Raw genomic sequence first — 12593 nt, 5'->3', positions numbered from 1 at the left:
TTCTGGCGCGGAAACGCACAGCAACGCACAATGGCTGTGCCAAATTCGCACAAGCGCAAACCTGCCATGAACCCCAGTCAACTGACCGACCAACTGGCTTTGTTCCTCGACGTGCTGGAAACCGGCAGTTTTTCCGCCGCATCGCGCCGTCATCCGCTGACCCCTTCGGCCGTGGCACGGCGGATCGACAGCCTGGAAAGCGCGGTCGGCAGTCAGTTGTTCATCCGCAGCACCCATGCGGTACGCGCCACCCCGGCGGGATTGGCCTTTGCCGAGCGCGCACGGCGGATCGTCGCCGAGTTGCGCCTGGCCCGGGCCGAGGCAGTGTCCCTGAGCAGCGCGCCGGAAGGCTTGATTCGTATCGATGCGCCGGCAGCCTTTGGTCGCCGGCATCTGGCACCGGTGATTGCCGATTTCCTGATGCTCTACCCCGGACTCGACGTGCAACTGCACTTGATCGACAGCTTCGTCGACATGCAGGGCCAAAACCTTGGCAAGGTCGATCTGGTGCTGCGTGCCGGACAATTGGCCGACACCCGGCTGGTGGCCACGCCACTGGCGAGCATGGTGCGCATCGCCTGCGCCAGCCCTGATTATTTGCAGAGCCGCGGCGTGCCGACCGATCCGTCGCAACTGAGTGAACACGATGGACTCGACTGGGATGGCCTGACCCCGCCCTTCGCCTGGCGCTTCGAGCGGGACGGGCAAATGCAGTTGCACCGGCCGGCACGGATCCGCATGAGCGCCAACAATGCCGAGGCGCTGGTGTGCGGCGCATTGGCCGGACTGGGTATCGCACACCTGCCGACCTGGCTGGCCAGCGAGTACCTGTTGCGCGGTGAGTTGCTGCCGCTGTTCTGCGAAAGCGGCCTGCCGAAACCGGAAAGCGCCGGCATCTATGCCTTGCGCCTGGAACAGCAACCCAACTCCCGCAGTCGCTTGTTGCTGGAGTACCTGAAAACCCGCTTCAGTCCAGTTCCACCCTGGGATCTGGTGCTTCAAACCCATTTGCAACGGCACTGATCAAAATTATCTGGCGCATTAAAGATTCGCCCGCTAGATTCCTAAGATCACAGATCAAGGCTTCGACATGACCACCGAGCGCGACACTCCGGACACCTGCGACGACCTGCTGCTGGACAACCAGGCCTGCTTCGCCCTGCATTCCACTTCGCTGATGATGACCAAGGTCTACAAACCCTTGCTGCAAGCATTGGGGCTGACCTACCCGCAATACCTGGCAATGATGGTGTTGTGGGAACGGGACGGTTTGACCGTAGGCGAAATCAGCACGCGGTTGCTGACCGATCCTGGCTCGCTCACCCCGCTGCTCAAACGCCTGGAGGCCGAAGGCGTGCTCAGCCGCACCCGCAGCCGCGAAGATGAGCGGGTGGTGATCGTCGAACTCACCGAACAGGGCCGGGCGTTGCGCGACAAGGCCCGCAACATACCCCAGTGCATCCTCGGCGCCAGCGGGATGACGCTGGAGCGCCTGCAAAAGCTGCAAGCGGAACTGCAAGAGCTGCGTCGTCACCTGCAAGACAGCCTGTAACCTCCAATCCAACCCCCCTGTGGGAGCGAGCCTGCTCGCGATTGCAATGTCACATTCAACATTGATGTTGGCTGACACACCGTAATCGCGAGCAGGCTCGCTCCCACAGTAGTTCTGCGGCGTACCGAAAAACGGGTTCGCCACCTTTTCCTGAAAAAATCCAGACTGAAAAAGCTCGTTCCAACAGCTCTAAATCAACGCTTCCAACCAAAACCGCCCTGCTGCCCTTTGGTATTTTTCAAATTTCTTTGAAATTTTATCTTGCGCGCTAAACATTAGCGCGATACATTCATCTCGCACTTACTTAGCGCACAAACATTTAGCGCAAAAAAATCAAACCCTGAACGAGGCTTTCTCCATGCAAACTCTCTACACCGCAATCGCAACTTCCACTGGTGGCCGTGACGGTCGTGCGGTTTCCAGCGACAACATCCTCGACGTCAAACTCGCCACGCCGAAAGAACTCGGCGGTGCCGGCGGCGCAGCCACCAACCCTGAGCAACTGTTTGCCGCCGGTTATTCCGCCTGCTTCATCGGCGCCCTGAAATTCGTCGCCAGCCAGTCCAAGCGCAGCATCCCCAACGACGCCTCGATCACCGCCCACGTCGGCATCGGCCAGATCCCTGGCGGTTTCGGCCTGGACATCGACCTGCACATCAGCCTGCCGGGTCTTGAGCAAGCCGATGCACAAGCACTGGTCGACGCGGCCCACCAGGTCTGCCCGTACTCCAACGCCACCCGTGGCAACGTCGATGTGCGCCTGCACGTAACCGTCTAACCGCTGACCTACCAGGCCCGAACAGGAAACGAACATGAACACTTTCAGCAAAGTCTTGACCGGTACCCTTCTCGCCCTGTCCATCCACAGTGCATTTGCCGGCGACGTTGAACACAACACCCAGGCATTCCTTGATGTGCTGAATGCCGGCACCGGCAAGCCGCTTGAACAGCTCAGCCCGAAAGACGCCCGCGCCGTGCTGACGGGCGCGCAGGCCGGGGTGAAACTGACACTGCCAAAAGCCGATGTCAGCCAGAAAACCATTCAAGTCGACGGCCAACCGCTGAACCTGACCATCGTCCGGCCGGCCGGGGTCAAGGGTGAGCTGCCCGTGTTCATGTTCTTCCACGGTGGTGGCTGGGTACTGGGAGACTTCCCAACCCACGAGCGGCTGGTGCGTGACCTGGTAACGGGTTCGGGTGCAGCGGCCGTGTTCGTGAACTACACACCGTCGCCGGAAGCGCATTACCCGGTGGCGATCAACCAGGCTTACGCCGCGACAAAATGGGTGGCCGAGCACGGTAAAGAGATCAACGTCGACGGCAAACGCCTCGCCGTGGCCGGTAACAGTGTCGGCGGCAACATGGCGGCCGTGGTTGCGCTGATGGCCAAAGACAAGGGCACACCGGCGATCAAGTTCCAGGTGCTGTTGTGGCCGGTGACGGATGCCAACTTCGAAACCGCGTCCTACAACCAGTTTGCCGAAGGGCACTTCCTCACCAAAAATGCGATGAAGTGGTTCTGGGACAACTACACCACCGACGCCAACCAGCGTAACGAGATCTACGCCTCACCGTTGCGCGCAACCACCGCCCAGTTGAAAGGGTTGCCGCCAGCGCTGGTACAGACCGCCGGTGCCGATGTGCTGCGCGATGAAGGTGAAGCCTACGCCCGCAAACTCGATGAAGCCGGTGTGCCGGTGACCTCGGTTCGCTACAACGGCCTGATCCACGACTACGGTCTGCTCAACGTGGTGAGCCAGGTGCCAGCGGTGCGTTCGGCGATGTTGCAGGCGTCTGAAGAGCTGAAACAACACCTGAAGAAGTAACACCGCCCCCACCCTGTAGGAGCGAGCTTGCTCGCGATGGTTGTTAACGATAACGCGGGCTATCTGAATGCCCGCGTTGACTGGGCCTCCATCGCGAGCAAGCTCGCTCCTACAAAGGGTGGACTGTTTCAGGCACAAAAAAGCCCGACTCAATGGTCGGGCTTTTTTCATTCCTCAAGCTGTGCTTATTTGGCACGGCCTTTGTAGGAACCGCCTTCGCGGGTATCAATCTCGATCATATCGTCGATATTGATGAAGTCAGCAACCGACAGCTCGGTACCGTTCTTCAGTTTGGCAGGCTTCATCACCTTGCCGGAAGTGTCGCCGCGAGCGGAACCTTCGGTGTAGGCAACCTGACGCACGATGGTGGTTGGCAGTTCTACGGAAACCAGACGGCCTTCGAAGAACACGGCTTCGCAAACGTCGGTCATGCCTTCTTCAACGAACGGCAGAACGGCTTCGATGTCTTCGGCGTTCAGCTCGTACATGGTGTAGTCAGTGGTGTCCATGAACGTGTAGGAGTCGCCGCTGATGAAGGACAGGGTCGCTTCCTTGCGGTCGAGGATCACGTCGTCCAGCTTGTCGTCCGCACCGTATACGGTTTCGGTCTTGTAGCCGGTCAGCAGGTTTTTCAGCTTGGTCTTCATGATCGCGCTGTTACGACCGGACTTGGTGAATTCAGCTTTCTGAACCAGCCAAGGATCGTTGTCGATACGGATCACGGTACCGGGTTTGAGTTCTTTACCAGTTTTCATTGCGAATATCCGAATTTGGATGGGATTTACAAAAATCTAGGCCGCGTATCATATCCAATTTCCATAAAACTGTACCAGCGCCGTGGCAAGATCGGCCTGCAAGGCCTGTTCCAGACACCATGCCTCGGCGTGTTTTTCCAGCTCTGGCCAGTGTTTACGGGTGAATTGCCAGTGGTCGGCCATTTTCTCACCAACGTTCCACGCCCGCCAGAGACCGCTGATCGCCTCCCGCGCAGGTTCCGAAAGCCCCTTTACATAGAGTTCGAGGAAGGCTTCGAGCTTGTCCAGGTGGATGTCCTCTTCCTGCTGGTAGATGTGCCAGAGAAAAGGCCGGCCAGCCCATTGAGCGCGCACAAAGGAATCTTCGCCGCGTACGGCATTGAAATCGCAGCACCACAGCAAGCCGTCGTACTGGTCCTGGCGGACGAATGGCAGCACTTGAATGGTCAAGGCATCACGCACATGCACGGCACCAGCCGTCAAACCCTGCACACCGAGCCAGCGTTCGACATCGCCGAGAATCCGCCCTTCCGGCACCAGCAGATGAGTGGCCGTCGAATCGCCAGCCATCGCATCGAGCCAACTGGCCAAACCGGTGTTTTCGTAGGCAAACAATGAGATCAACTGTGCGCCGGGCGCACGATCAATCCCCAAACCTTGCAGGAATTCTTCTTGAGCCTCCGGGTTTTGCTGAAATTGCCGACGACGCTCAAGCAACCCTCGCTCACGTAACAACCCACCCGTGCCCTTCTGGAATCCAGGGAAGAAAAAGAACTTCTGTACGCTTTTGTACTTCACCGAGGGCAAGCCGTGGCAACCGATCACCCAGGCTTCGGCACTGAGGTAGTCGAGGTTCATCCACAGCGGTGTCTTTTCCCGTTCGACCATGGCGTCCATGTAAGCGCTCGGCAATTGACAGGCAAATGCAGCAATCACCACATCGGCGGCTTCGGTCGGCTGCCACTCGGCTGGCCATTGGCGCACTTCGACGTCTTGCTGCCACTGCTGAGGAGCGTGGATGTCGACTTCCGGGCACAGGCGCTCGAACGCTCGCAGGTCATCGACCCATAGACGCACCGCCAGTCCATGTTCGGCCACCAGTTGCCGGGCCAGTCGCCAGGTCACGCCGATGTCGCCGAAGTTGTCGACCACGGTGCAAAAAATATCCCAGCGGGTTTTCATTTCAGGCATTCCAGGTTCCCGTTGGCAAAGGCGCCGATTGTCCGCATAAATTACCCCGCGCAGAAGAGCCGACGGCGATTATTCTTCATGCGACAATCGCCACTCGCCAGTGACCTTTCGCCAGGAGGCAACCATGCCCCACCGCCCCACTCCGCGCCGATCCTTCCCCATCAGCCTCAATGCCCTGCAACTGACTGGCAGCATCGCCCTTGGCATGTGGCTGGGATTCATTGCCATTGTGCTGACCTGCTGGCTCGCTTCCCACTTTTTGTTCAGCAAACAACTGGCACCTGTTGCAGCCGCCGTGGAGCAACTGGCCAAACCGTCCGTGGCAGCGCAACCGGTACCGGACATTGCGCCGCAGAATCCACTGTTCGAGCAGTACGAAGAAAACCTGCGCAAGAACGAGCAGGCACAACGGCTCGATCAGGCTCGCAGCAGCAGCCGCAACCTGTCCAATCCGACCTGTCAGTTCTGGTTGCAACAGGACCGGACGATACCGAGCGAAAAAAGCCGCGCCAACGTCCTGCAATTCTGCGATTGATCATGAATAAGCATACCGTCCACCAACTGATTCTCGACAAGCTGCGGATCGATCTCGACATCGCCGAACGGGCCGCGCAAACCGCTTACGAAACGGCGACCCACGAAGAAAACATCGCCGAGAACAAGTACGACACCCTGGGGCTGGAAGCGTCCTATCTCGCGGCCGGACAAGCTAAAAGGGTCGAGGAGATTCGCCAGTCACTGACCCTTTGCCAGAACCTGGCCCTGCGCCCGTATGACGATCAGCGGGGCATCGAAGTGGGCGCGTTGCTCGGGATCGAGGACGAAAAGGGGCGCGAACAATGGCTGTTTCTCGCCCCTGATGCAGCCGGGTTGAAAGTCGATCTGGTGGGGCAACTGATTACCGTCATCACCCCGCGCTCACCGCTGGGCAAAAGCCTGCTGGGCAAGTTCGAGGGCGATGAGGTGGAGATTTTGGTGGCGGGCGCTCGGCAACAGTTCGCTGTCACCGAGGTGGTTTGACCGGCAGGAAACGCTATCAGTGAACGGGCAGTTCGACGCCGTCGAACAGCTCTTCCAGTTCCTGCTTGTTGTGGCATTGAATGGCCTTGGCCATGACTTCGCGGGTCAGGTGTGGCGCGAACTTCTCGATGAAGTCGCACATGAACCCCCGCAGGAAAGTGCCACGACGGAAGCCGATCTTGGTCACGCTGGACTCGAACAACTCACTGGCATCGAGCACCACCAGGTCGCTGTCGAGTTTGCTGTCGACAGCCATTTTCGCCACGATGCCCACCCCCAGACCCAGGCGAACATAGGTTTTGATCACGTCGGCGTCGGCAGCGGTGAACACCACTTTCGGCGTCAGGCCACGATGACTGAACGCTTCGTCGAGTTTCGAACGGCCGGTAAAACCGAACACGTACGTCACGATCGGGTATTCGGCCAGCGCTTCGAGGGTCAGTTTCGACAGCTTGGTCAGCGGATGGCCCTGAGGCACGACCACGCAACGGTTCCAGCGGTAGCACGGCATCATCACCAGATCACCGAACAGTTCGAGCGCTTCGGTGGCAATGGCGAAATCCACGGTGCCGTCAGCGGCCATTTCGGCGATTTGCATCGGCGATCCCTGGTGCATGTGCAGGGCAACGTCCGGGTATTGCTTGATGAAATTGCTGATCACCGGCGGCAACGCATAACGCGCCTGGGTGTGAGTGGTGGCAATCGACAGGGTGCCTTTCTTCTCGTTGGAGAATTCCTGGGCGATCTGCTTGATGCTTTCAACCTTACGGAGAATTTCGCCAGCGGTGGTGATGATGCGCTCGCCGGCCGGGGTAACGCGGGTCAGGTGCTTGCCGCTGCGGGCAAAAACCTCGACGCCCAGTTCGTCTTCCAGCAGGCGGATCTGTTTGCTGATGCCCGGTTGAGAGGTGTAAAGGCTTTGGGCTGTAGCGGAAACGTTGAGGTCGTGGTGCGCCACTTCCCAGATGTAGCGCAATTGTTGAAGCTTCATATGAATCCCTCAAAGCAGGTAGACGCCACGGGCATCAGCGACGGTATATAACTATATTAATGGCTTGAAGAATAAATCTAGAACTTTTTTATCAAATTGCCATTATTCGTGTTCTAGCGATCCCCTTGGCGACGACGTTGCACCAGCGGCACCAGATAGACCGGCACCTTGGACAGTTGCAACACACGGGCGGCGGTTCGCCCCAGAGGCGTTTCCGCACCAGCACCATGGCTGTGACTACCTACGATCAATAAATCCACGGAGAGTTTCTGCGCCTGGTCCAGAATCACCTGCGACGGATCGCCCTGCAGCACCCGCACCGCCTGAATCCGCTCCAGGTCATGCTCCCCCTCGTCCCCCAGCTCCTCGCGAAAACTGTCGAGCACCCGCTGCTCGATACTCGCAATCACCGTATTCAGGCCCTGGCTGTGAAACTCGTTCAGCGCCTGTTCATCGAGATAGCTTTGCAGCACCGATTCGGCAAACAACCCCATGGGTTCAACCGCATGCACGACATACAAATTGGCATTGAAGGTCCGGGCCAGTTCCAGTGCATGCTGCATCACCACGGGCGCATACAGCCCGAGGTCCGTGGCATACAGCATCGAACGAATCATATGACCTCCTCGACTGCCAACATGGCGGAGATTTGATTCAGCTTAGCAGTGCCTTGGCGACTACGACGTCCGGCGCAACGCATTGAACGGCGGGCTTAAACCTTTTGCTCGTTGCTTATGCCATGGGGCACGTGACCGGTGGCGACGACTTCACGGGCCAATTCGCAGTGGCCGGCCTGATCGTCGAAAAACACATCGGCCGCGAAGGCTTCGAGAAAGGCTGACTTGGTCAGGCCGCCGAGAAACAGCGACTCATCGAGACGGATGTCCCATTCGCGCAACGTGCGAATCACTCGCTCATGGGCCGGCGCCGATCGCGCCGTGACCAGCGCGGTACGGATCGGACAGGCATCCTCCGGGAACTCACGCTGCAACAGATTGAGAGCCGCGAGAAACCCCTTGAACGGCCCACCGCGCATGGGCTCGCGGGCGGCTTCACGCTCGCTGGCCTGGAACGCTTCCAGACCACCAGTCTGATAAATGCGCTCCGACTCATCGGAAAACAGCACCGCGTCTCCGTCGAAGGCGATGCGCAATTCATCGCTGGCCGCACGGCTGGCACCGCCCGACAGAATGGTCGCTGCCGCGAACCCGGCGTCCAGCGCATTGCGTACGTCTTCGGCGTGGGTGGAAAGAAACAGGTCGCAGTCAAAGGCCTTGAGGTAGGGATACGGACTGCGCCCGCCGACAAAGGCCGCCCGGGAAATCGCCAGCCCGTAGTGGTCAATCGAGTTGAATACCCGCAGCCCGGTGTCGGCGCTGTTGCGCGACACCAGGATCACCTCGACCCGGGCGCGACCGAGGCTGTTGTTGAGGTTCAGGAGTTTCTGCACCAACGCAAAGGCATCGCCGGGCTCGAGGATTTCGTCCTCGTGTTCGATCTGATACTGCCGGTAGGCTTCGACGCCACTCGACAGGTAGACCTTGTGGCTTTCGCTCAGATCGAACAGCGCCCGCGAAGAAATCGCCAGCACCAGCTTGTCGTCAATTGCCTTTGGCATGCCCTTCCCCCTCAGGTCGGTCGACTCAGGTGTTGCGTCGATCAATGAAACTCAAACTGCGATACAAGGCCTCGATGCGCGGCATCTCACATCCCGCGGCCCTGGCTGCCGCCAGCGGCCGGGCGTAAATCGCCTCCAGTTCCAGCGGCCGCTTGTGCAAGTAATCGTGGTACATGCTCGGCCAGTAGTCGGGCATTTTCTCGGTCACCATGAACAAGTGCTCGGCATAACCCGCCGGTACGTCGTGCCCGCAGGCGATTGCGCCTTGCACCACTTCTGCCATCAGCGCCTTGATCAACTCACGAGTGTCGGCATCGGCCATCAATGGTGTGGTGCTCGCTCCCAGCAAAACCGAGAGACCGTTGTAGGGGATATTCCAGACCAGTTTTTGCCAACGCGCCTGGTGCAAATTCGCCATGGCCTGGGAATCGAGGCCGGCGCTGCGAAACAGGCCGACACCCTCCTCGACAATGGCGGCGCGCGTCGGCCCATCGACGGCGGGACCGCTGTGATAGCCAACGTGCACTGCGCCTAGCGCTTGATGGGTGATGACGCCCGGCGCCTCACGATGGACGCAGATATAGCAGAGCCCGCCGAGCACGTGCAGCGCGTCGGGGAGCAACTCGCGCAGGCTGCCTTCGACATCCAGGCCATTTTGCAACAGCAGTACCTTGGCATTCGGTGCCGCTGCCTGCAGGATGGCTGGTGCCAGGCCTGCGTTGCTGGTGGTTTTCGCGCCCACCAGCAGCCAGTCGCAGGGCGGCATGTCTTCAGCGCTCGAATAGGCCTGTACCGGGTTCAACGTCAGGGCACCGTGGGGCGCGCTATCGACTCGCAATCCATGCTCGGCCACCGCGGAGAATTCGCTACGCAGCAGAAAATGCACATCAAAACCGGCACGCGCCAGCATCACCCCGTAGAAACCGCCGATTGCGCCGGTCCCGATAATGCCGATCGTCGGCCTGGCAACTGTCCCCATCATGGCAACTCCTCTGCTGTTCGACTCAGCGCCTGCCGCACGGCCCGATTGAGCTCGGTGTCGGTCAGGCGGGATTTCAGTGCTCCGAAGAATTCGCCGTCGCGAACGACAAACAGCGCCGGCAAGTGAAAGACCTGATAACGCTCGACCACCCCTCCGTTATTGCCGGCATCGATCCAGCACAGTCGATCGACTGCCAGGTCAAGTGTCGGCAATTGCTCGCGGGCAAAACGGCAACTGGCGCAGCCGACACTGGTGAAAATAACCAGCGATACGCCGCTCATCGCCAGCAGCCGTTGGTCGGCGTCAAAATCGGTCAGTTCCAATTCGACCACTATACTGGGGAGAACAATGTCAGATGGCCGACACATGGAGTCTGTGTTCATGGGACGATTCATTCCTCACCCTGACGATGTGCCCGTCGAATTAACGTTGCTGAAACCTGAGTGTATTTCGCGACGACAGCTGCACACTATCAGCCTCGGCGGCATGGCTTGCAATTATCACCGCGCGTGGCGCCACGGCACGGCGCTGGAAGTACGCATGCCGACCGTGAACCCGGACATGCGCTACCTGGGCTATGTCGCCTGGTGCCTGCGGCGCAAGCACGGTTATCTGGTGGGCATCGCCTTCGTCGACGAACAAACGCTGTTCAGCGCCCGAATGGGCGAGCAGGTGTGCCAGATCGAACGTTACTGCCGCCTGCATGACACCCACGATGATTTGCAGGATATCCAGGCCCTGGCCCTCGAATGGGTTCAGGAGCATGCCGACGAGTTCTCTCACGATTCGGTGCAAAAGGCTTTTGCCGAGCCTGTGCCGGATTAGGGGCATTGCCGAAGGGTGTTTGCCCGTCACGTTGGGGAAACTCACTGTGAATGGCCCCTAAACCGGTGTCTGCCCATTGTCGAGCCACGGTGTAACGCGCTAAGGTTCGGCTCCCCGACGCGCTTAATTTGCTGTGCTCCGCCGCGCGGGTTCGCTGGCGGCCGGCACCCGTGACCTGACGAGTAAACGATGGCTGATTTACCGATCAACGACCTAAACGTCGCCTCCAACGAGACTCTGATCACTCCCGATCAGCTCAAGCGCGATATTCCCCTGAGCGACGCCGCACTGCGCACCGTCACCAAGGGCCGCGAAGTCATTCGCAACATCCTGGATGGCACCGACCACCGCCTGTTCGTCGTCATCGGGCCTTGCTCGATCCACGATATCAAGGCTGCCCACGAATATGCCGAGCGCCTGAAGGTTCTCGCTGCCGAAGTGTCCGATACCCTGTATCTGGTCATGCGCGTGTATTTCGAGAAGCCACGTACCACCGTGGGCTGGAAAGGCTTGATCAACGACCCGTACCTGGACGACTCGTTCAAGATCCAGGACGGCTTGCACATTGGTCGCCAGTTGCTGCTGGACCTGGCCGAAAAAGGCCTGCCGACCGCCACCGAAGCCCTCGACCCGATCTCCCCGCAATACTTGCAGGACCTGATCAGTTGGTCGGCCATCGGCGCGCGCACCACCGAATCCCAGACTCACCGTGAAATGGCGTCCGGCCTGTCCTCGGCCGTCGGCTTCAAGAACGGCACCGATGGCGGCCTGACCGTGGCAATCAACGCCCTGCAGTCGGTTTCCAGCCCGCACCGTTTCCTGGGCATCAACCAGGAAGGTGGTGTGTCGATCGTGACCACCAAGGGCAATGCCTACGGTCACGTGGTGCTGCGCGGCGGTAACGGCAAGCCGAACTACGATTCGGTCAGCGTTGCACTCTGCGAGCAGGCACTGAACAAGGCGAAGATCAAGCCCAACATCATGGTCGATTGCAGCCACGCCAACTCCAACAAGGATCCGGCCCTGCAACCGCTGGTGATGGAAAACGTCGCCAACCAGATCCTCGAAGGCAACAAGTCGATCATCGGCCTGATGGTTGAAAGCCACCTGAACTGGGGCTGCCAGGCGATCCCGAAAGACCTCGCCGACCTGCAATACGGCGTGTCGATCACCGACGCCTGCATCGACTGGACCACGACCGAAAACACCTTGCGCAGCATGCATGCCAAGCTCAAGGATGTACTGCCTAAACGCGATCGCAGCTGATCGCTTTTGCAGTACAAACAAAAACGCCGGGCTAACCCCGGCGTTTTTTTATGCATTCGTTTTATTGAAGGTCACTGACTCAGCTTGGCAGCATGCCGCTGGTGACGCTCCATGTAGCGCTCGACGTAGGAGCACGATGGAATGACTGTGTAGCCCATTTCGTCAGCGTACTCCAGCGCCTTCTCGGTCAAGGCTGCCGCAATACCGCGACCACGCAGTGCGTTGGGCACGAAGGTACGATAGATATCCAGGGTCTGCTTCCCCAGATCCATATAGGTCAGATAGGCACGATGACCGTCCACATTGGTCTCGAACTGATGACCAGCCTGGTCATGGTGGATGGACAACGCCTCGCTCATCACTACTCCTCGCGGGTCTGGAATTCCGACCCCTACCTTACCGATGTTTTTCCGGCGAAGGAACATCTACGCCACCCCGTGCCTGAATGGACACCGAGAAGAGCTGCACCGATCTCGCGCTACCGAGCACGTACAAATAGTAGGCACCATTGGCAGAAATGCTCAAGGTGCGCTCGTCATCGTGCGGGTTGGCGGGTGCTGCTCCGGA

The 12593-nt window shown here is 59.2% G+C and carries 16 protein-coding genes; 8 read left to right on the top strand and 8 right to left on the bottom strand.

What is annotated here, in order from left to right:
• The first annotated feature begins 66 nt into the window (after positions 1-66).
• From ACEN8Z_RS10565 to ACEN8Z_RS10550, 4 genes are all read left to right on the top strand, one after another.
• Positions 67-1023 (top strand): LysR family transcriptional regulator, encoded by a 957-nt coding sequence (locus tag ACEN8Z_RS10565; RefSeq protein ID WP_495598113.1) that lies wholly within the window; start codon positions 67-69, stop codon positions 1021-1023.
• 67 nt (positions 1024-1090) lie between these two features.
• On the top strand, positions 1091-1552 hold the full coding sequence (locus tag ACEN8Z_RS10560) for a MarR family winged helix-turn-helix transcriptional regulator (protein ID WP_495597577.1): 462 nt from the start codon (positions 1091-1093) through the stop codon (positions 1550-1552).
• 358 nt (positions 1553-1910) lie between these two features.
• Positions 1911-2330 carry an organic hydroperoxide resistance protein gene (locus tag ACEN8Z_RS10555; RefSeq protein WP_007983526.1) on the top strand — a complete coding sequence of 140 codons (420 nt, stop codon included), beginning with the start codon at positions 1911-1913 and terminating at the stop codon, positions 2328-2330.
• Between the two features lie 34 nt (positions 2331-2364).
• A complete protein-coding gene (locus tag ACEN8Z_RS10550) occupies positions 2365-3378 on the top strand; it encodes an alpha/beta hydrolase (protein ID WP_495597576.1) in 1014 nt (337 codons plus the stop codon).
• A gap of 185 nt (positions 3379-3563) precedes the next feature.
• Here ACEN8Z_RS10550 and ACEN8Z_RS10545 read toward each other — a convergent pair whose 3' ends face one another.
• Positions 3564-4133: an elongation factor P gene (locus ACEN8Z_RS10545; protein WP_007983530.1), complete on the bottom strand. Its 570-nt coding sequence runs from the start codon at positions 4131-4133 to the stop codon at positions 3564-3566.
• A 48-nt stretch (positions 4134-4181) separates the two neighbouring features.
• On the bottom strand, positions 4182-5324 hold the full coding sequence (gene earP / locus ACEN8Z_RS10540) for an elongation factor P maturation arginine rhamnosyltransferase EarP (RefSeq protein ID WP_495597575.1): 1143 nt from the start codon (positions 5322-5324) through the stop codon (positions 4182-4184).
• Positions 5325-5448: 124 nt separating this feature from the next.
• On the opposite strand from earP, the gene ACEN8Z_RS10535 reads away from it, so the two are divergent.
• Together ACEN8Z_RS10535 and ACEN8Z_RS10530 are read left to right on the top strand one after the other, a co-directional pair.
• Entirely contained in the window at positions 5449-5859 is a 411-nt protein-coding gene (locus ACEN8Z_RS10535) for a hypothetical protein (protein WP_007998139.1), read from the top strand.
• Positions 5860-5861: 2 nt separating this feature from the next.
• Entirely contained in the window at positions 5862-6344 is a 483-nt protein-coding gene (locus tag ACEN8Z_RS10530; RefSeq protein ID WP_495597574.1) for a GreA/GreB family elongation factor, read from the top strand.
• 16 nt (positions 6345-6360) lie between these two features.
• Here the strand turns inward: ACEN8Z_RS10530 and cysB are convergent, their stop codons facing one another.
• The 5 genes from cysB to ACEN8Z_RS10505 form a co-directional block, all read right to left on the bottom strand.
• Positions 6361-7335, bottom strand: coding sequence for an HTH-type transcriptional regulator CysB (cysB, locus tag ACEN8Z_RS10525; protein WP_007998136.1), 975 nt, complete (start codon positions 7333-7335; stop codon positions 6361-6363).
• Positions 7336-7448: 113 nt separating this feature from the next.
• A complete protein-coding gene (locus tag ACEN8Z_RS10520) occupies positions 7449-7952 on the bottom strand; it encodes a universal stress protein (RefSeq protein ID WP_007973551.1) in 504 nt (167 codons plus the stop codon).
• Positions 7953-8047: 95 nt separating this feature from the next.
• The gene (locus tag ACEN8Z_RS10515; protein WP_495597573.1) at positions 8048-8953 is read right to left on the bottom strand and encodes a 5'-nucleotidase; all 906 of its coding nucleotides are present in this window, start codon (positions 8951-8953) and stop codon (positions 8048-8050) included.
• Between the two features lie 25 nt (positions 8954-8978).
• Positions 8979-9935 (bottom strand): putative 2-dehydropantoate 2-reductase, encoded by a 957-nt coding sequence (locus tag ACEN8Z_RS10510; protein ID WP_495597572.1) that lies wholly within the window; start codon positions 9933-9935, stop codon positions 8979-8981.
• A complete protein-coding gene (locus ACEN8Z_RS10505) occupies positions 9932-10318 on the bottom strand; it encodes a thioredoxin family protein (protein WP_033052386.1) in 387 nt (128 codons plus the stop codon). Before ACEN8Z_RS10505 ends, ACEN8Z_RS10510 begins: the two co-directional genes overlap by 4 nt.
• Here ACEN8Z_RS10505 and ACEN8Z_RS10500 point away from each other — a divergent pair.
• The gene (locus ACEN8Z_RS10500) at positions 10317-10760 is read left to right on the top strand and encodes a PilZ domain-containing protein (RefSeq protein ID WP_204934229.1); all 444 of its coding nucleotides are present in this window, start codon (positions 10317-10319) and stop codon (positions 10758-10760) included. The two genes, ACEN8Z_RS10505 and ACEN8Z_RS10500, sit on opposite strands and share 2 nt — an antisense overlap.
• Before the next feature lie 189 nt (positions 10761-10949).
• Positions 10950-12026, top strand: a complete 1077-nt coding sequence (locus ACEN8Z_RS10495; protein WP_495597571.1) for a 3-deoxy-7-phosphoheptulonate synthase — start codon at positions 10950-10952, stop codon at positions 12024-12026.
• A 71-nt stretch (positions 12027-12097) separates the two neighbouring features.
• Here the strand turns inward: ACEN8Z_RS10495 and ACEN8Z_RS10490 are convergent, their stop codons facing one another.
• Positions 12098-12385, bottom strand: a complete 288-nt coding sequence (locus tag ACEN8Z_RS10490) for a GNAT family N-acetyltransferase (RefSeq protein ID WP_007973562.1) — start codon at positions 12383-12385, stop codon at positions 12098-12100.
• Positions 12386-12593 lie beyond the last annotated feature (208 nt).

This window comes from Pseudomonas sp. Pseusp10 (genome assembly GCF_059492225.1).
The sequence above is the reverse complement of the archived record's forward strand: the minus strand, read 5'-3'. Positions and strand labels throughout refer to the sequence as shown.